The sequence below is a fragment of the Leeuwenhoekiella blandensis MED217 genome (genome assembly GCF_000152985.1).
GTDB lineage: Bacteria > Bacteroidota > Bacteroidia > Flavobacteriales > Flavobacteriaceae > Leeuwenhoekiella > Leeuwenhoekiella blandensis.
In genome coordinates, this window is record NZ_CH672395.1 from 3844413 (window position 1) to 3863813 (window position 19401).

The following is a 19401-nucleotide window of genomic DNA, read 5'->3' on the forward strand; positions in this document are numbered from 1 at the left end:
AATGAAAAAGCACTACCCCTTCGTCCTCTTTGTTTCTTGCTTCCTTATTCTAGTACTCCCTAAGCTTACAGCACAGGAGGTTTATTTTCCCGAATATCAAGCCGAATGGAAAACCACAACCGAAACTTCCGGGAAGTTCACCAAAGCTTCGCTACAGGCTGCTGTTGATTTTGCCTTGGAACATGAATACACCGGCTCTCGTGATCTGCGCCAGGCGATCCTTAAAGGATTTGAGCGCGAACCCTTTCACCACATCGCCGGACCTACCAAAAAACGGGGCGGACCTGCAGGAATGATCTTAAAGAATGGCTATCTCGTGACCAGCTGGGGCGATACGCAACGGGTAGATATGACCTTTAGTGTGACCAAAAGTTTTCTTTCTACCACTGCCGGACTCGCAGTAGACGCCGGGATCATCACCGATGTTAATGATCCTGTTGGAAATTACATCTGGGACGGAACCTTTGACGGTGCACACAACAGCCAGGTGACCTGGAAGCATCTGCTGGAACAAAACTCCGATTGGAGCGGCGAACTCTGGGGCGGAAAGGACTGGGCAGACCGCCCGCCACGTGAGGGCGGACTTGACGATTGGAAAAACCGCGAACTGCGTACCCCCGGAACCTTTTTTGAATACAACGACGTGCGCGTAAATGTATTGGCTTATGCTTTGACGCATACATGGCGTAAACCGCTTCCGCAGGTATTGAAAGAACACATTATGGATCCTATAGGCGCTTCTACCTCGTGGCGCTGGTTTGGTTACGACAATGCCTGGAGTACCATAGACGGACTCCAAATGCAAAGCGTGACCGGCGGCGGACATTCCGGTGGTGGGATGTTCATTAGTGCAGAAGATATGGCGCGCTTTGGTCTTTTATTTCTTAATGACGGTGTCTGGGACGGAAAGCGCCTGCTTTCTGAATCCTGGGTACAAGCCGTGCAACAACCTTCTACGCCTAACCCCAATTACGGCTATATGTGGTGGTTGAATCAACAAGGTGCACGTCACTGGGAAAACCTCCCCGAGCATTTATACTATGCTGCCGGTTTTGGCGGAAACTTCATCGTCATCGACCAGGAAAATGATCTGGTCATCGTACTCCGCTGGCTAGAACCTAGTCAGATCGAAGCCTTTTTAGAGTTGGTCTATGGGGTGGAGTGAGACTTGAGATTTTAGACTTGAGATAAGAGATAATAAAATAGAGAGAAAAGAAATACGCAGCACGCTGTCCTTTCGAGCGCATACTAAAATTCGGCAGTAGCAGTCTTCAGTTTGCGGTTTGCGGTTTGTGGTTTGTGGTTTGTGGTTTGCAGTATTAATTACTCATACCCGAAGGGTTTAGTTCCCTTTTGGTCAGTATAGCAAGCGTATCCCGCTAAAAATTTCTGAAGCCTTGGAAGAAATTTAGGGATGCGCTTGCGGTTTTTGCGATAGCAAAAAACACCTATCCAAAAGACGTCGTTTCTTTTAATTTAATGAATACTTATTCTCTTTTAAAAATCCATCGTATAGGATCTTTAGTTTTAGGTTCAAAAGAGGTGCAGGTTGCGCCCTGACAAAATCCTAAAATCCACCCCGAAGGTAACGGAATAAAATAGCCAAAACCTGGTTCTTTATACATTAATTCTCTGTAAGAATTCTGAACCATCCCTATTGAATCTCCTATGCTATAGCCTTCAGGAGTTTCAAATACTGAATCCCGCGTACCTCTATAGATCGTATCCCCTTGCTGATCTTGAACTATATTAAAAGTTATACCATCCAAGATTACAGCCGTTGAGGGCTTTAAGGATCCGCTACTCGTCATCACGAAACGTGATGCTTTTGCGCCACTTTGAGCAAACTCAGATTCCATCAAAGCATCTTGAGAAACATTATCCTTTGGAGCAGACTCTTGATTACAAGAGGTTAGTACTAGTAAAACCAAAGCTAAGCTAGTGTTTTTCATAAGTACAGATCAATATCGAATGGCACTAAAAAAAGTATCAACTAGTACTTTTTTTGAATCTTGATCACAAATCACAAACACTTCATTAGGCTTCTCTTTATACAGAAACTGTATTGCATAGACCACATCGCCTACAGCTATATTTTTACTAAGGCTCACCTGAGCGGTAAGTCGTTGGTTGCGCAACTGCGCTAAGAGGATGCGTTGTTGCGCTTCAAGAGGTAATTCTTCTAATGCTTTTTTTTCGGTGACAAACACCTGAATATAATCCTCCGACAACGGACCTAAGGCATAGGTCTCAAAATTCTTCTGCGCCCTACCCTTTATGTAGTTAGGTGAACCATCAGACGAATATCCTTTTTGCTCAGTAAACTCTTCTTTTTGCATACTGCTGTGATACGTAAGTTCTAAAGTATCAATATTAAAATCTTGATCTACTAATTTTACAACAGCATCCTTGAAGGCTGGAGTATACCACTCCGGTTTAGGGTCTATATTTAGAATAGGGTCATAGGTATACTCGGGCAAAAGCGTCATACGCACTTTTGCTTTTTCGCCATTTGCAGAAGACCTAGAGGACTTCCTCATATTCATACCTAAGCTTTGATTGCTGGTAAAATAGTTACGGTACCTGTTCAAGGCAGCACGATCTTCAATCACTTCTTTAAAGGAATAGCCTTTCAGTTTAAAGTCAGCGGCATTAACTATTGGTGCTGTGTCCCAGTTCTGAAAGAGATTCTTAAAATTGGTTTCAAAATCACGTATGGAATCCCCTTTTTCATAAATAGTACGTTCGGGTGGTGAAATACGCTCCGGTGTACTGGGAGTTGTTGGATAATATTGAGCCTGATCCTTTCTCGAGTGTTCTTCATGCTTACAAGAAGCACAACACAATACTGCACAAACCAAAAGCACAACTGCGTGTATTATAGGGCGCACCCTAAAAGACCACCAACCAAAATTTGACCGGCAACTCGTTAAACTCCCTGATTTGATTAGGTTTAGCATCTTTACAAACTTAATCAAAAAAGAATGAAGTCGCTTTATTAATCTGATAATCATTTCTTTGGCCTCAGATTCTCGATTCAGAATTGCTGAAGGAAGCTTGTGATTAAGTCGGCAGTAGCAGGTTACAGTGAGCAAGGGTTGTTTTTAGACTTGAGACTTGAGATTTTAGACAAGAGATAATAGAACAGAGAGAAAAGAAGCGTTTTAAATACGAAATACCTAGCACCCTGTCACGGTTATCGCGCTGCCTGTCCCAATATATATAGGAAATTGTACTACCGTTGCCGCGCGATTGTATCGCGTGCTCAAGCATAATTTTAAAATTCCCTTTTGTAACTCAATAGTAACGCCCTTAGAAGGAGGGGTTGCGGATGGATGTTTTCAGAAGAAACCTCAACATCCCTCTAAATCTCCCTTCAAAGGGAGATTTAAGATGATAGACAAGAGAACAATGACAAATTCCCCATACCCGAAGGGTTAAACGAATCTAATATTCCCTCGGTTCAGAATAGCTGTAGGAAGCTTTGGAGTAAGTCGGCAGTAGCAGTTTACAGTATTCAGTTTTCTGTTTGCGGTATTGAATATTCATACCCCAAGGGTTTCCGCTTCTTTTTCTTCAGTATAGCGAGAAGGCTCCGTTAAGAATTTCTGAAGCCTTGGAAGAAATTTAGGAGCCTTCTTGCGGTTTGCCTGATAAGGCAAAATACCTAAGAAAAAGGCTCTTTTCTTTTGTTACTTTTCTTTGGAGAGGCAAAGAAAAGTAAGGAACAAGAATTGAAAAAAATAATCTTCTATTCATCTACTAAAGCTTCTAATTCTGCTAATCTATTTTGCCAGTAGGCCTCATTTTCAGCATCGGTGTTTGCAGCATAGGTTTGTGCTTCAGCCAAGGCTTCCTCTAGTTTCCCTTGCATTTGTAGGGCATACACCTGTACCCTTTGTAACATGAATAAAGTATTGGGGTCTGAAGTTTCGGCTTCCATGTAGTCGGCTACTTGCAGTATTTCGGTGGCTAGAGAATCTTGTACCAGCTCCGTCAGCAGTCCCATATAGATCAGGTCAACATCGGTATGAAAAGAACCCTGCGCTGCCTTATCGCGTTCCTCCTCATAAAAACGCAATGCGTCATCCACCTTTTGGGTCTTTATGATTTGCACCAGCGTATCGGTGATGTCTTCCTTTTTTGGAGTTACTTTCTTCACCACATAAGGATCATACACTAAGGTAGAGCCTCCCGGGAGTCCGTTGTGATCTTCTTTTCCGTAAGCGATAGAATCGGGCAACACGGCCACCACCTCATCGCCTTCAACGAGATAGGAGTTCAATTCGGTAAAGCCTTTGATCATCGTTTCTTTCTCCTGAATGAATTTAAAAACCGAATCATGCATCGTGCTGGTCGTCCATAATAACGAGTCGAGCTCTTTGATGTACAAATCGGTATAACTCACTACCATAGAACCCATTTCTATTTTCTGGCCGTTACCTTTTTTAAGATACAGGTACTTCAACCCGCTGGAAGTGGTAATGGTATCTCCCAGAGCGGTAGCATCGTCTGCTGTAGTTGGTTTTTCTTTACAGGAAGCAAGAAGTATAAAAATACTGAGTAGTGTAAATCGAAGCGTGTATTTCATGGTTGTTGGTTTAGGTGTTCTAAAGATACTTCTTTTCAGGCACCAAAAAAATATAATCAACTGTTTTTCAGTATTTTAATATATAAACTTTATTATACCCATAGCTATAACGATTGATCCTAAAGAACCACCCCTGCCCAGCTACGCGGGCTTTCCCCTCATCCCCAACCCTTCTCCTCCCGAAGCTTCGGGAGAGAAGGGAGTCAGCAACTTGTGCGACCTCTCCTAAAGTCGAGGTGACTGAATGTATTCATACCCGCAGGGTTTTCACTTCTTTTTCTTCAGTATAGCGAGAAGGCTGCGTTAAGAATTTTTGAAGCCATGAAAAAGTCGGCAGTAGCAGGTTACAGTGAGCAAGGGTTGTTTTTAGACTTGAGACTTGAGATTTTAGACAAGAGATTTTAGACAAGAGATAATAGAACAGAGAGAAAAGACAGTTTAAAATACGAAAGTAGAAATACAAAATATGTAGCAGCTTGTCACCGTTCCCACGCTGCCTGTCCCAATGCATATAGGGAATTGTATCGCGTGCAGTTCACATTGTCGTTTAGTACTGATAATATAAGCTATTTACACTATCTCAGCTCCCCTCCTTGTTGAGGAGGGGTGGCAGAGCAAGCACAAAGTGCGCAGCAGCTGACGGGGTGGTGCTTATACAAATTTACTGAAACCACCCCTGCCCAGCTACGCGGGCTTTCCCCTCATCCCCAACCCTTCTCCTCCTGAAGCTTCGGGAGAGAAGGGAGTTAGCAACTTGTGCGACCTCTCCTAAAGTCGAGGTGAATGAATGTATTCATACCCGCAGGGTTTCTGCTTCTTTTTCTTCAGTATAGCGAGAAGGCTCCGTTAAGAATTTTTGAAGCCTTGGAGAAAATTTAGGAGCCTTCTTGCGGTTTGCCTGATAAGGCAAAATACCTAAGAAAAAGGGTCTTTTCTTTTGTTACTTTTCTTTGGACAAGCAAAGAAAAGTAAGAAACATTGTTAATAAATAAAATTTCTCAATCCAGGAATTCAAAGCCGATAAAAACATTTAAACCAGCCTTACTCCCCTTCAGCTACTAAAGCTTGTAATTCCGCTAATCTATTTTGCCAGTAGGCCTCGTTTTCAGTATCGGTGTTTGCAGCGTAGGTTTGTGCTTCAGCCAAGGCTTCCTCTAGTTTCCCTTGCATTTGTAGGGCATACACCTGTACCCTTTGTAACATGAATAAAGTATTGGGGTCTGAAGTTTCGGCTTCCATGTAGTCGGCTACCTGCAGTATTTCGGTGGCTAGAGAATCTTGTGCCAGCTCCGTCAGCAGTCCCATATAGATCAGGTCAACATCGGTATGAAAAGAACCCTGCGCCGCCTTATCGCGTTCCTCTTTATAAAAACGCAATGCGTCATCCACCTTTTGGGTTTTTATGATTTGCACCAGCGTATCGGTAATATCTTCCTTTTTTGGAGTTACTTTCTTCACCACATAAGGGTCATACACTAAGGTAGAGCCTCCCGGGAGTCCGTTGTGATCTTCTTTTCCATATGCGATAGAGTCAGGCAACACGGCCACCACCTCATCGCCTTCTACAAGATAGGAATTCAATTCGGTAAAGCCTTTGATCATCGTTTCTTTCTCCTGAATGAATTTAAAAACCGAATCATGCATCGTGCTGGTCGTCCATAGTAATGAGTCGAGCTCTTTGATGTATAAATCGGTGTAACTCACTACCATAGAACCCATTTCTATTTTCTGGCCGTTGCCCTTTTTAAGATACAGGTACTTCAACCCGCTGGCAGTGGTAATGGTATCTCCCAAAGCGATAGCATCGTCTGCTGTAATTGGTTTTTCTTTACAAGAAGCAAAAAGTATAAAAATACTGAGTAGTGTAAATCGAAGTGTATATTTCATGGTTGTTGGTTTAGGTGTTCTAAAGATACTTCTTTTCAGGCACCAACAAAATATAATTCACTGTTTTTCAGTATTTTAAATCAAAATCTTTATTGTACCCATAGCTATAACGATTGAGACTAAAGAACCACCCCTGCCCAGCTACGCGGGCTTTCCCCTCCTTCAAAAGGAGGGGAGCTTTGGTGAGAAAAGTTTTTTGAAGTCGGCAGTAGCAGTTTACAGTGAGCAAGGGTTGTTTTTAGACTTGAGACTTGAGACTTGAGATTTTAGACAAGAGATAATAGAACAGAGAGAAAAGACAGTTTAAAATACGAAAGTAGAAATACAAAATATGTAGCAGCTTGTCACCGTTCCCGCGCGATTGTATCGCGTGTTCCTGCATAACCCGAAGGGTTAAACGAAATCATAATTCCCTCGGTTCAGAATAGCTGCAAGGGCAGAGCGTTAAGGAAAGGTCTAGTAGACCTTTTTAGCGAATGAGCCAGGTGGCGCGTTGGCTTTGGTATGGATTACTTTACTTCAAGTAAGAACTACTCTTAGAAAAACGTAAGTAGCGACGCGGAGCTGACAAGGCGGTTTTTGCCTGATAAGGCAAGAAATTCCTAAGAAAAAGGGTCTTTTCTTTTCTGCATCCGACGACCGCAGGGAGAGGAATGCACCTGTTGTGCTATGTAATAATATTAGTCGAATTAGTAATAGCAAATCGACGCTAGGAGATTCACGAGCTCCCGTGAACTTAAAATCACGCGAGTAAAGAAAATGAACAGAACATCAATTGAAAAGATAAACTTCAATTTATACCCCTGTTCTTTTGCCTTGATGCCAAAGAACCAAAAAATCAAGGCTTATTTTTAGATCCTTGAAAACTACGCAAACGCCTTTGCCTGCGGATAGCAAACCGCTGCGCTAGGCTATCCTCCACTGCCCACCGCTGCGGCGCCTGCTTGTTTTACTACAGATCTAAAAAGTAGGCCGGTGCTGATGTCAAAATAGAATTTAGATTTTAGAAGTGAGACAAAAAACAAATTACCCATACCCGCAGGGTTTCTGCTTCTTTTTCTTCAGTATAGTAAGAAGGCTCCGTTAAGAATTTCTGAAGCCTTGGAAGAAATTTAGGAGCCTTCTTGCGGTTTTCGTCCATAAGGCGAAAAATACCTAAGAAAAAGGGTCTTTTCTTTTGTTACTTTTCTTTGGACAAGCAAAGAAAAGTAAGGGACATGATTAATTAATAAAATTACTCAATCCGCAACGCTACCCTATTCTCCAATCCCTACCTGCGTTGTCTTAACTTTTGAATTGACCTATCAAGCAACATAGGATTCACATAACCAAAAAAGCTTATCGTACTATCTTGTTTGTGCACCAAAACTATAAAGCGATCACCGGTTTTAAGCGTTGTGTGTATGTTGCGCTCATAGCCCACTAAAGGTGTCTCTTGATCTAGGAAGTATTCATAGTTTAGCACCCGATTTCTTGACAATGAAAAATCCAACAGATTGCTAAGCACCCTACCTTCTACTTCATAGAATTCCTCAGGTTCAAAATCAGCATACGACAAGCCTTTGTTATTCGTAGAAGATCTACACCCCATCACCAACACACTAACGAGCATTAAAAGTGCAACTATACTTTTCATAACACAGCGTTTTATTAAAAAACAATCGAAGACTACTTTCCATTTTATTTAAATATGCTCGTGCATCCCGCAAATTCAGTGCATTATCATCTGCTGCACGACTGCTTCGTGTTCTAGGAAATACCGGTTCATCCAAACGATCAAGAGCAACTAAGAGCTGAAAAAGTACAGTGTCACAGTTTGCAGCCACTTCGCTACGCAACCAACGCCTAAATACCGGTATAAGCTGCCTGTTGTTGCTTTTTGATAATGCCCAATACACACCAACCCGTTCCTCATCATTTGTATACACGCCAGCATCCACACCCTTGATGAGCAGCTGTTCTAATTTGGCAGGCTGGTAGTCCTTAAGTTTAGAGAATGCGATGAGGTCGTTTTCATAATCACCGTGCCTAACACCATTATGGCGTTCAAAGATAAATGCAGCTTCTAAAACTTGATCGTTATTCAAAAACATACCCTTCTTTAGTACTCCTTCCTCTTTTAAGACACACTTAAATTAAGCAAACTCCCCAATGGGTAGTCTTCCTGTTAATACCCGATAGCCCAAATACGTATTGAGCAAACCGAGGCCTATGTTTAAAAAGAGCACCCAATCGGGATACCTAAAAGCAAAAAGAAGATCGGTATAGTGGTACTGGTAATACAGCCAACCCATCCTAAAAACCCAAACCTCCGACAACAGCATTTGAACAAAACATAGGATAAGTTGTACTTTTCTTTGGAGTAGCATGGGTATATTATGAAGTTAAGATCTGTTATTTTAAAAAGCTAGCACCAAATGCTGTGATAAATAAGCTAATAAAACAAGCTCTTGCAATCGCAAAGAGCGGCCTGCCCTATGACCCAAATTATGCAACAAAATTGAACTAAATGCTCTTGGATTTTAACTCAATTCCTCATTGTATGCAGTTATTTTATCCAAATTGATAGGTCTAAAGTCTCTCCAGTTTTTCTTCTAAAATTTGCATGAGCAATTGATATTCCAACTCCACTTAATTCAAATTTTTTCAATGAAGAATTGTTCCATAAATCAAATAAACTTTCCATTTTAGGGTCTATTGAAATGATATATTTTCTTATCTCATTATTATTCATTGTAGTTTTATTAAAGAAGGCCTTTAATTTGTTTTTATCCTGCTGATTAATATTTCTATTTGTCATTTGCTCTTCTAATACTGTATCACTTAAAGTATTCATTTGGAATTTACTTCTGTCATGAAGGCAAGGCATTATAAAAGTCTTTGAATTTTCAAAATCTCCAACTTCATTTTCAAAATCTTCTAAAGAGAATCCTTTTGAAAACATAGCTTTATATTGCCTTTTAAAACTTTCTTCAAGTTGACCATAATCACCAACTCTTATATGACCACAACCTAAATATTCTAAATGATTAAAAGTGGTTCTTTCATTTCTTAAATCATCTGCAAATGGGATAATATGTTTCTTTATGTATATTGTAAATGATTCGAGGTTTCTAATTCGTTGGTTAACTGTTTGAGCAAGTAAAAAATTAAGTGTTAAAAGGTCAAAGTGCTCAACTGTAAGTTTTGGTGCTACCAATAGCGATTCATCGAGAACCAATTGAAGCATATTTCTTTCTTGAGTTTTTGCTCTATCTACCAAAATATCAACAAGTAAATTGCCAAGTTCTTCATCACCACTTTTTGCATATTCTTTTTGGGTTTGAAATAAGGCGTCTTGCATTGCAGGATTTTTGAATTCTTCTAATGATTCTGGGCTTTTTTCGTTCAGTTCTTTTACTATCTTTTCTGTTATTTCTTCCGCTCTTTCTGCTGCAATTTGTGCAGCCTCACTTTTTAGCCTTATAAAATTAGAGTTGAATACATCTAAGGCTATCTCTTTGGCATCTTTGTATGTTATACCGTTGTAAACATTAACGTTTTCTGCTTGAATATTGGATGAGCCGTCTCCTCCTTCTTGTTTTTTATCTTTCATCATAATTGGTAATGTTAATGTCTCCCTTCGATTGATAGTTTTTAGAATTTTTACCTCCTTTTTGAATCATTTTAGTATTCGAAAAAATTGGCGAACCATTTCTTTCAAAAAAGTCTAAAATTAAAAGGACAACACATAGAACAATTAGACTAATATTTAAAATTGACGAAGTTGTACCTATACTCGCTTCAATATCATTAATAGAATTTTCGGTAAAAAAATTTGATACAAATTTCAATGACATTGAATTAAGAGTTATCAAAAGAGAAAACACGGACCAAAAAGCTTTCATGTATCGTCTTATCGGATTTAAACTTAATGTGATTAAACCACTAATAACTGCTACAATTAATGAAACTTTCCAATATCCCAATAATAACCAAGATATTATAAAAGCTATTGTTGCTATTCCTAGAGAAATTAATATCCAACTATTCTTTTTACTCATTTTTTTTTAATTGCATACTACTTATAACATCAACATTAAACGTATTTATATCTTCCAAAAACTCACGGTATATCAACATAATAACAGTTCTGTATAAATCTACCCCAAAATCCCCACACTATTTTACGCAATTCCATAATTATCAATAATCAACCTGCAATTAGGGGGTATTTCCCCTCGGGGATGCTTCGGGCTTTATCCATTGTTTGACCATAGTTTATCCGTTGTTTTACCATTAAACCCCAGTGTTTATGGGCAAACTATGGTTAATTAACGGATAATCTATGCATTATCCCCCTGTCAAACCCGTTTAACGCCCCTGCCACAGGTGTCAAAAAGCTGTTAAACCCAAAGGCCTTTTTTTACATACTTGTTACCTTTAAACCAAACATCCTATTATGAGCAACAGCCTTGAAGCCTGGTTAGAAAAAGACAGCCTCACCTCTAATGTAAGCCGCGGTTTGATCTCCGGTGTCCTGGGCGGTATTGCCGGTACGCTGGTAAAGACCGCGATCGAGAAAGTACTTCCGGTACGCAAGCCCAATACCCGTTCGGCACAAGTGAAGATGATAGACGACCTCTCGATGAAGATCACCGGGGAGCGCATCAGCGAGAGCAACCACGAGCTGGCAGAGCAGTTGGTCAATGTACCTTTTGGCGCCAGTCTGGGAGCAACCTACGGCTATGCCAAACGCGATAAGCTGGATACCAATGTGTTTGAAGGCGCGGCCTATGGTGCGACCACCTGGGTGGGGACGCACGAAACCTCGTTGCCGCTTTTAGGGCTTAAAGACAATCCTACCGAGATCCCTGCAAAAATTCAGATCAACGAACTCCTGGCACACGTGGCTTTTGGGGTTACGACCGAGCTGGTACGTGGCTATGTAGCCAAAAAATTACGCGAATAAGCGCTCCAAGACAACACCCGGCTTCTGTTTGAAGCTCTTTTATACCTTAGGGCGATCTGCAGCGCATGCAAGCTCGATCATCGCGTAACCGCCGCGCTTTGGGTAAAAAGCCGCACCTTTACCGTGCGGGAGACCGGCTTCCCGTACCAAATTGTTTACCGTGAACCTCAGGCAGTACCATACCCAAACGACCCGGTTTTTTAACAGTACCGATTTTGCTAAGGCTGTACTCATCACCTTTGGGGTGGTGACGCCTATGCTTGCGGGGTATCTTCTGGGCGCGCTCAACATCGGGCTGGCACTGGGCACCGGCGTATTGTTCGTTTCGCCCAGTACCGTATCGGGTAGTCTTAAAAACAAACGCATCGGGATCTTGCTTTCGGCAGCTCTGGGCGGGGTCATCAGTCTGCTGGGGGCCTACATTCCAGATACGCTTTGGGTGCAATTGCCCTATCTGGGCATCACTGTATTTTTACTGTCCATGCTTTCGGTCTATGGGTTTCGGGCTTCGCTGATCGGCTTTGCGGGCTTGTTTGCCGTAGTGCTCAGCTTTGCCAATCTTTCGGCATCCGGGCTCTTACCTTACGAACGCAGTGGCCTTATCGTTTTGGGCGGCATCTGGTATTTGCTGCTGACTATGCTCTACGACCTGCTGGCGCCGAAGAAGCAGATCGAAGAACTCTTTGAGACCGCGCTCAACCTGAGTGCCGATTATATCGCCGCCCGCCGCGAATTTCTACAACAAACGACCGACCGGGATACGGGGCTGACAAAGCTGTTCAGTATTCAAAGCGAATTCAACGAGCATCTGGAAAAACTGCGCGAGATCTTGTTGCAGGCGCGTCACGCTTCGGGCACCTCAAGTTATTACCGCAAGCGCTTTCTGGTACTTGCCGAACTGGTAGACCTTTCAGAACTTTCGTTAACGAGCCCCGTACCGCCCGGAACCATGCACGAAGTCTTGCAGCGTTATCCCGAGCAGCTGGAGGCGTTTATTCAGCTGAATATGGCGCAAAGCGAAAGCCTGAAACGCATTGTCACCACCAACCTGCAAAAGCATGACCTCGACCTTAATACGCTCGACCGCCGCTTGCAAAGCGCCAAAAGCAAATTGCAACTGCTGAAGCAGGAAACCAGCCCTTCAGACCGTATGGTGCTGCACAACCTGTATGAACTGCAGGAAAAACAGGCGCAGCGTATTTTGAGTATCGCTGCCCTGCTCGACCGCAAGCAAAGCATCAAAGACACCAATACCGATTCGCCTAAGGAGCTGGAAGGTTTTATCACCAAGCAGGATTACAGCAGCCGGCTCCTGCTGGAGCATCTTAACCCGGATTCACCCATCTTCAGGCACGCGTTGCGCCTTGCCGTGACCGCGGTTGCCGGGATCGCACTTGGCAATCTATTTTCGGTACAAAACCCGTACTGGATCTTGCTCACCATCGTGGTGATTATGCGACCGGGCTACGGCCTTACCAAAGAGCGTTCTAAACAGCGTATTCTGGGGACCTTGATAGGTGCCCTAGTAGCGGGTGGGATCGTATACTTTTTTGAGAATGACAAGATGCTTTTTAGGGTGCTGGCGATTTTCAGTTTTATCGGGGCACAAGCCTCCCTGCAAAAGAACTACCGCACCGGTGCCTTATTCATTACCCTGAGTATCATTTTTGCCTATGCCCTGCTGCGTCCCGATGTGCTGGCGGTGATCCAATTCCGCGTCATCGATACCGCCGTAGGTGCAGCCCTGGCCGCCCTCGCCAATGCGGTGCTCTGGCCTACCCGCGAAGCCAAAACCCTCAAACAGAATTTAGCCGACAGCCTGCGGGCACACCGCAATTACCTCGAGGCGATCGAGCGGCATTATGATACCAAAGAGGAGCTGGCGCTCGCCTATAAGCTGGCGCGAAAGAAAGCCTTTATCGCCACCGCCGGACTCAACAGCGGGGTGCAGCGCTTGTTGCAGGAGCCTAAAGGCAACGACAAGCTTACCGGAAAGCTGTACGAACTCGCCGTACTCAATCACGCGTTTTTAGGAGCGCTGGCCTCTATAGGTGCTTATTTGCGCACGCATAACGTGACCCGCCGTAGCGAAGCCTTTCATCAGGTGACCGCGCCTATTTTTAAGAATATTGACAATGCCTTGTTGTTGCTAGAAGCGCAAACCCCACAAACTATTTTGGAGGAAACCGAGATCCTTCCTTTTGAAACCCAAACGGCTGAAGAACCCGATGAAGCCTTGCTGGAAACCCATATTTTAAGCGAGCAACTCACCTCCCTCAAACGCCTGAGCGAGCAATTCAACAAGCAGTTGAAAAGTCTGCATACATAACCGAAGAAGACTTAACTTTAGCTAAACACCTCGTGTATGTCTGATCTAAAACTGAGTTCGAGTTCGTCTAAAGGCGATTTTAAAGTGCTTGAGGGTACGCGTGTGGTCTGCGAGGTGGTGTATAAAAACTGGTTTTCGAGCAAAGCCACCACAAACCTGAATCAGGCGGTGCTTGAGATCCAACCCAAGAACATCTGGACGAGTAAAGTAGACTTATTTAAAAACGACCGCAATGTGGGCGACATCACCTTCAATCTTAAAGGGCAAATGGTGATTCGTTACATCAACCCCGATCGTACCGAAGTGAATTATATTCTGAAAAACACCTCCGGTCTAAAGCTGAAGTTTGAGGTTTTTAATGCGGAAAAAGCACTGCAGTTTAAACTGGTATGCACCAGCAAATGGCATCAATTGCGTTACCATTACGACGTGGAACTTGCGGAATTTGACGGGCAAACCGAGCTGCACGAACTCCTCGTCTATTGCGGGTATGCGGCCAACCTCTACCTGTCGATTATCAGCGCTGCGGCGCTTTAAAGGCTATTGAGAATTGCTGCGGCTTGCAGTAGGGTATCTTCATTTTTGGCAAAGCAAAAACGCAAGAGTTGATCATCGCGATTATCCTTATTGAACACCGATACCGGTATGCTCGCCAAGCCTTTTTCTTGGGTAAGGTATTCGGCAAAGGCAACATCGTTCAGGTCACTGATCGCGCTATAGTCTAGCATTTGAAAATAGGTACCTTCTGAAGGCTTAAATTGAAAGCGCGAATCTTTGATCGCGTTTAAGAACACATCCCTTTTCTGCTGATAAAAACTACCCAGATCTAAATAATGTTTGGGTTCCTTTAAATATTCGGCGAGGGCGACTTGGGTAGGATGATGCACACAAAACACGGTGTTTTGATGCACTTTGTTGAACTCCGCCATCAGCGCCTTAGGCGCAAGACAGTAGCCCATTTTCCACCCGGTGGTGTGAAAGGTTTTTCCAAAAGAAGCCGTCACCAGCGCACGTTCTTTCAAACCGGGGTAAGACGCCACACTGCGGTGTTGCTGCGCATCAAAAATAATATGCTCATACACCTCATCGCTCAGGATCAGGATATCGGTATCTTTTACCAATTCCTCCAGGCGTTTGAGGTCGGCATCCTTCAGTACCATTCCGCTGGGATTATGCGGATTGTTGAGAATAAGCATCCTCGTTTTGGGCGTGATGGCTGCGGCTACCGCATCCCAGTCTACCTTGGTATAGGGTGCGTCGAGTTGTACCGGTACGGGAATTCCGCCTTGCAATTCGATCGTAGGCTCATAAGTATCATACGCCGGCTTCAAGACGATGACTTCGTCCTCCCGATGTACAAAAGCCGTGATCGCCACAAATAAAGCTTCCGAAGCGCCTACGGTAACACAGATCTCCTGCTCGGGATCGTAAGCAGCACCGCGCAAGTCCTGTACCAGTGCGGCAATGTTTTCGCGTAGCGGAAGATGCCCCGCCAGCGGCGCATATTGGTTGGCCCCGTTGCGCATGGCTTGCGTCACCAGATCGATCAGCTTAGGATCGGTATTGAAATCAGGAAAGCCCTGCGACAAGTTGATGGCGTTGTACTGTGCCGCCATTTTGCTCATCACAGCAAAAATAGAGAGTTTGTTTTGAGGCAGTTTACTTCGCATCACCCTTTTTATAAAGCTCAGCTACATCTTCCAGTTCCTGATACCACTGCTCCCCGAATTTACGAATGAGGGCATCCTTTGTAAACTTGTACACGGGCACCTGCAGTTCTTTCCCGAGGCTGCAGGCATCATCACAAATAGGCCAGCGCTCGTAGTTCACCGCGGTAAACTTGGAGTACTTCTGCAAGCGCACAGGATATAAGTGACACGAGATGGGTTTTCTAAAAGCTACCTCACCCGCATTGTACGCATCCTCGATTCCACAAGAAGCCACCCCGTCTTTAGTAAAGGTCACATACGCACACTCGGCACCATTCACCAAAGGTGTTTCCAGTTGGTCCAGATCGGTCTTGATATGTGTGCCTTGCGCTTCGATCGCGGCGATACCTTCAGGGCGTAAAAAAGGCTTTACTTTAGGATAAATTTCCTTTAAGATCTCAACTTCCTGAGGTTCTACCGGCGCTCCTGCCTCTCCGGCGATACAACATTCTCCTTTACAAGCAGACAAATTACACACAAAATCTTTGTTGATAACGTCTTCTGAAACTATGGTTTGGTCTATTTGAAACATAGCGCAAAGATACATGTTCTGCCGCTGAGCACCGAGTATTTCTGTGTTCATGTTTCTTGGGAATCTTTTACCATTTACGAGGTTTTTGGCTGTGTTTTGGCAGGGTTTTCTGCAGATTATCTAATCGTTAAATTTTGGGGTTTTATTGCTTATAAATCAAAGAAATAGACGTAGTTTTGCGCCCTCTTAAAAAAAAGCATAGTTATGGCATTTGATATTAAGGAAATCGTAACGGCAACAATGATCTTATTTGCGATTATAGACATCATCGGCAACATCCCCATCATCATTGGGCTGCGCGAAAAGGTAGGGCATATTCAAAGCGAAAAAGCCTCGATCGTAGCAGCGCTTTTAATGGTGGTATTTCTCTTTATAGGTAAAGAGATCCTGAACCTCATCGGTATCGACGTCAACTCGTTTGCGGTGGCCGGTTCGTTCATACTTTTTTTCCTCGCTTTAGAAATGATCCTGGGCATCTCCTTATACAAAGATGACGCGCCTGAGACGGCCAGTGTGGTACCGCTAGCCTTCCCGCTCATCGCAGGAGCAGGGACCATGACCTCATTGTTGTCGCTGCGTGCAGAATATGCTGTGGAGAACATTATCGTAGCGATCTTCATCAATATCGTGATCGTCTATGCGGTATTGAAGGCTTCGGGTAAAATCGGAAAAATCCTAGGAAAACAGGGAATTAACATCATACGCAAAATCTTTGGCGTAATTTTGTTGGCCATGGCAGTAAAGCTGTTTACTACAAATATTCAAGGACTCTTTTAAAACCCACTCATGAAAGTTGCATTGTATATCATACTCGCCCTTGCCGGCGCCCTTTTTATCTTTAACCTCACGCAAGTAGATTATAGTGCACCCTTGACCGGTGACAGTACGGTAGCGGTTATTTCGGTAGTGGCATGTTTGTGTGCGATCCTTTTGGTGCTCATCTTAATGATCTCCAGAAAAATTGCTGAAAAGAGTAAAGGGAAGCAAAAGCAAACCAAGCGCCAGCTTTAAGCAGCCTTGGTCAGGTTCACCTGCTATTAGAGTAATTTGATCAGGCTGGGATTGTAAAACTCATAAACGATCCCGGCAATAAAGGTAAGGATCGCCAGTACCAAAAAGATCTTGTGCAGCTTTTGAAAGATCAAGGTGCGTTTTAGTTTTTTGCGCAGCTGACGGTCTTTGATCTGGTCCATCTGCTCTTTGATCTCGGTATCCTTGAGGTAGAACGGACTTACCGATATGCCGTTAGAGATCAACAGCCCGGCAGAATTGTCTAGCAGACGAAATACTGCGGCAATGCAAAAAACAAATATGGAAGCTATTATTACCATAACTATTCTTCTCGGCTCAAGGCTTTAATTTTTATGATGGCGGGGTCTTCTTCGTTGACCAACTTTTCAAAGATGGTATTCCCAAAAAGCTGTTGCGCCATGACGGCCTTAAGATAACGCTTTAAATCGGCTTTATAATCGCGTATTCTAATTTTTAGATTACGTGCATTCAGATAGGCTACAAAGTCGTTCATCTGTGCATCACTAATGCTTACCTCTTCCTGAAATTGCTCGTATGACAGGCTGTTGAAATACGGCCTGCGCTGCTCGATGATCTCAAAGATAAAACGGCTCATATAACCTGCACGCAAGGCATAGGTAATGGCTTCCTTCTCATAATTGGTATCCTTAGGGATAAACACATCAGGAATGATCCCACCGCCGCCGTAAACTACGTTTCCGCCCGGCGTTACATAACGCAGACTGTCGGCTACTGCGATACTGTCGGCACTTTGCATTTCTCCGTTTTTATAACGTGACAGGTAATCTTCATAATAGGCTTTGTTACCTGCATCATAAGGGCGTTGTATGCTTCTACCCGTAGGCGTATAATAGCGCGCAATGGTCAAGCGCACCGCGCTCCCATCACCCAGTTGCATCTCGCGTTGTACCAGACCTTTCCCAAACGAACGGCGTCCTACGATCACCCCACGGTCATTATCCTGAATAGCACCGGCTACGATCTCACTGGCAGAAGCCGAATTCTCATTGATCAACACATACAGCTTTCCGGTTTCAAAGTTGCCTTCATCGGTAGCATAGGCGTTCTCGATCTTTCCGGTTTTGTTTTTGGTGAAGAGGATGAGTTGGTCTTCTTTCAAAAACTGATCGGCGATCTGCTCTGCTGCCGAAATATAACCGCCGGGATTGCCGCGCAGGTCAAGTACCAACTGGCGTGCGCCCTTCCGTTTTAAAGACAATAAAGCCTTTTCAAATTCTTCAGGCGTACTTTCGGCAAAGCGGTTGATCTTGATATAGCCCAGCGTATCGGTCGCCATATACGACGCATCTACACTTTTAAGTGGCACCACCGAGCGGGTGACTTTAAAGTCGAGCAAGCCGTCTACCCCGGGACGTTTTACCTTAAGAGCTACTTTGGTATTGATCTGGCCTTTGAGTTGGTTGGTGATCGAGTCGTCAAGCACATCGGCACCGGTAAGCGACTGGTCGTCTGCTGCCACGATGCGGTCGCCCCCGCGTATTCCCGCCTTTTCACTTGGTCCGCCGGGAATGGCCTGAATGACCGCAATGGTGTCGTTAAAGTTGTAAAAACTGATCCCGATACCTACAAAATCACCCTTCATACTCTCACTCACTTCCTGCAATTCACTAGGTGGGATATACACCGAATGCGGATCGAGATTCTCAAGGATTCCGTTTACGGTCACCTCGACAATACTATCGGTATTGATGGGATCTACATACTCATAATCGATGTAATCGATAAGGCGGTTGAGCTTTTCCTTTTTGGCATTGCCTCCCAACAGGTTGGTGGGGTTGCTGCTGTAGTTGAGGGTACTCCCAATAAAAATACCCAGGGCTACTGCCACACAGAAAAAGATAGGAAGGTATTTTTTTTGGTAACCGGCCATTTATTCGTCTATAGTTTCTATACAATCTACGCTTACGCCGGCACGACGTAAAAAATCAATTCCGCTAGGGTCTTTATACGCTTTATTAAAAACCACACGTTTGATGCCGGCTTGATGTATCAATTTACTGCATTCGGTACACGGAGACAAGGTGATGTATAAAGTAGCACCTACACAGGATTGTGTAGAGGCCGCTACTTTTAAGATCGCGTTAGCCTCTGCGTGAAGCACATACCACTTGGTATAGCCTTCTTCGTCTTCACAGATATTTTCAAAACCTGTTGGCGTGCCGTTATAGCCGTCTGAAATGATCATCTTATCCTTAACGATCAATGCGCCAACTTGTTTTCTTTGACAATACGAAAGTTTTGCCCATTCCCGCGCCATGCGTAAATAAGCGATATCATAAACCCGCTGTTTATCTGATGAGATCTTAGACATACTCTTGAATACTGTAGCTGAGCTACAAGCTGTTAAGT

At 43.8% G+C, this 19401-nt stretch carries 20 protein-coding genes and 1 pseudogene; 7 read left to right on the forward strand and 14 right to left on the reverse strand.

Annotated features, from left to right (window positions below):
- Nucleotide 1: 1 nt before the first annotated feature.
- Entirely contained in the window at nt 2-1165 is a 1164-nt protein-coding gene (locus MED217_RS16540) for a serine hydrolase domain-containing protein (RefSeq protein WP_009781701.1), read from the forward strand.
- Nucleotides 1166-1487: 322 nt separating this feature from the next.
- Here the strand turns inward: MED217_RS16540 and MED217_RS16545 are convergent, their stop codons facing one another.
- The 7 genes from MED217_RS16545 to MED217_RS16575 all read right to left on the reverse strand — a co-directional run bounded on the left by MED217_RS16545 (nt 1488) and on the right by MED217_RS16575 (nt 8847).
- On the reverse strand, nt 1488-1952 hold the full coding sequence (locus tag MED217_RS16545) for a hypothetical protein (RefSeq protein WP_040532993.1): 465 nt from the start codon (nt 1950-1952) through the stop codon (nt 1488-1490).
- Between the two features lie 9 nt (nt 1953-1961).
- Nucleotides 1962-2960: a hypothetical protein gene (locus tag MED217_RS16550; protein ID WP_154648970.1), complete on the reverse strand. Its 999-nt coding sequence runs from the start codon at nt 2958-2960 to the stop codon at nt 1962-1964.
- Nucleotides 2961-3751: 791 nt separating this feature from the next.
- Nucleotides 3752-4591 (reverse strand): FKBP-type peptidyl-prolyl cis-trans isomerase, encoded by an 840-nt coding sequence (locus MED217_RS16555; protein ID WP_009781704.1) that lies wholly within the window; start codon nt 4589-4591, stop codon nt 3752-3754.
- Between the two features lie 1041 nt (nt 4592-5632).
- On the reverse strand, nt 5633-6478 hold the full coding sequence (locus MED217_RS16560; protein ID WP_009781705.1) for an FKBP-type peptidyl-prolyl cis-trans isomerase: 846 nt from the start codon (nt 6476-6478) through the stop codon (nt 5633-5635).
- 1270 nt (nt 6479-7748) lie between these two features.
- Nucleotides 7749-8114, reverse strand: coding sequence for a hypothetical protein (locus tag MED217_RS16565; RefSeq protein WP_009781707.1), 366 nt, complete (start codon nt 8112-8114; stop codon nt 7749-7751).
- On the reverse strand, nt 8080-8565 hold the full coding sequence (locus tag MED217_RS16570; protein ID WP_154648971.1) for a hypothetical protein: 486 nt from the start codon (nt 8563-8565) through the stop codon (nt 8080-8082). The genes MED217_RS16565 and MED217_RS16570 overlap by 35 nt, the downstream gene beginning before the upstream one ends.
- 48 nt (nt 8566-8613) lie before the next feature.
- Nucleotides 8614-8847, reverse strand: coding sequence for a hypothetical protein (locus MED217_RS16575; RefSeq protein ID WP_009781709.1), 234 nt, complete (start codon nt 8845-8847; stop codon nt 8614-8616).
- 32 nt (nt 8848-8879) lie between these two features.
- On the opposite strand from MED217_RS16575, the pseudogene MED217_RS19400 reads away from it, so the two are divergent.
- Nucleotides 8880-8987, forward strand: a pseudogene (locus tag MED217_RS19400) (IS110 family transposase); the annotation flags it as partial.
- A 39-nt stretch (nt 8988-9026) separates the two neighbouring features.
- Here MED217_RS19400 and MED217_RS16580 read toward each other — a convergent pair.
- Both MED217_RS16580 and MED217_RS16585 read right to left on the reverse strand, forming a co-directional pair.
- On the reverse strand, nt 9027-10076 hold the full coding sequence (locus MED217_RS16580; RefSeq protein WP_040533002.1) for an LPO_1073/Vpar_1526 family protein: 1050 nt from the start codon (nt 10074-10076) through the stop codon (nt 9027-9029).
- Nucleotides 10063-10521, reverse strand: coding sequence for a hypothetical protein (locus MED217_RS16585; protein WP_154648972.1), 459 nt, complete (start codon nt 10519-10521; stop codon nt 10063-10065). Before MED217_RS16585 ends, MED217_RS16580 begins: the two co-directional genes overlap by 14 nt.
- 398 nt (nt 10522-10919) lie before the next feature.
- Between MED217_RS16585 and MED217_RS16590 the strand changes: the two genes are divergently transcribed.
- The 3 genes from MED217_RS16590 (at nt 10920) to MED217_RS16600 (ending at nt 14295) form a co-directional block, all read left to right on the forward strand.
- Entirely contained in the window at nt 10920-11429 is a 510-nt protein-coding gene (locus tag MED217_RS16590; protein ID WP_009781713.1) for a DUF1440 domain-containing protein, read from the forward strand.
- Between the two features lie 160 nt (nt 11430-11589).
- A complete protein-coding gene (locus MED217_RS16595; RefSeq protein ID WP_050759338.1) occupies nt 11590-13758 on the forward strand; it encodes an FUSC family protein in 2169 nt (722 codons plus the stop codon).
- Nucleotides 13759-13794: 36 nt separating this feature from the next.
- Complete coding sequence (locus tag MED217_RS16600) at nt 13795-14295, forward strand: hypothetical protein (protein ID WP_009781716.1); 501 nt, start codon at nt 13795-13797, stop codon at nt 14293-14295.
- Here MED217_RS16600 and MED217_RS16605 read toward each other — a convergent pair.
- Both MED217_RS16605 and MED217_RS16610 read right to left on the reverse strand, forming a co-directional pair.
- Nucleotides 14292-15428 carry a methionine aminotransferase gene (locus tag MED217_RS16605; protein ID WP_009781717.1) on the reverse strand — a complete coding sequence of 379 codons (1137 nt, stop codon included), beginning with the start codon at nt 15426-15428 and terminating at the stop codon, nt 14292-14294. The two genes, MED217_RS16600 and MED217_RS16605, sit on opposite strands and share 4 nt — an antisense overlap.
- Nucleotides 15418-15999 (reverse strand): DUF3109 family protein, encoded by a 582-nt coding sequence (locus MED217_RS16610; RefSeq protein WP_040533783.1) that lies wholly within the window; start codon nt 15997-15999, stop codon nt 15418-15420. The genes MED217_RS16605 and MED217_RS16610 overlap by 11 nt, the downstream gene beginning before the upstream one ends.
- 204 nt (nt 16000-16203) lie before the next feature.
- Between MED217_RS16610 and MED217_RS16615 the strand changes: the two genes are divergently transcribed.
- Together MED217_RS16615 and MED217_RS16620 are read left to right on the forward strand one after the other, a co-directional pair.
- Entirely contained in the window at nt 16204-16776 is a 573-nt protein-coding gene (locus MED217_RS16615) for a MarC family protein (RefSeq protein ID WP_009781719.1), read from the forward strand.
- Nucleotides 16777-16785: 9 nt separating this feature from the next.
- Nucleotides 16786-17010 carry a hypothetical protein gene (locus tag MED217_RS16620; protein WP_009781720.1) on the forward strand — a complete coding sequence of 75 codons (225 nt, stop codon included), beginning with the start codon at nt 16786-16788 and terminating at the stop codon, nt 17008-17010.
- Nucleotides 17011-17036: 26 nt separating this feature from the next.
- Here MED217_RS16620 and MED217_RS16625 read toward each other — a convergent pair whose 3' ends face one another.
- The 3 genes from MED217_RS16625 to MED217_RS16635 are packed head-to-tail and all read right to left on the reverse strand — an operon-like array spanning nt 17037 to nt 19363.
- Entirely contained in the window at nt 17037-17330 is a 294-nt protein-coding gene (locus MED217_RS16625) for a hypothetical protein (RefSeq protein ID WP_009781721.1), read from the reverse strand.
- A gap of 2 nt (nt 17331-17332) precedes the next feature.
- On the reverse strand, nt 17333-18922 hold the full coding sequence (locus MED217_RS16630) for a S41 family peptidase (RefSeq protein ID WP_009781722.1): 1590 nt from the start codon (nt 18920-18922) through the stop codon (nt 17333-17335).
- On the reverse strand, nt 18923-19363 hold the full coding sequence (locus tag MED217_RS16635; RefSeq protein ID WP_009781723.1) for a deoxycytidylate deaminase: 441 nt from the start codon (nt 19361-19363) through the stop codon (nt 18923-18925).
- Between the last annotated feature and the right edge of the window lie 38 nt (nt 19364-19401).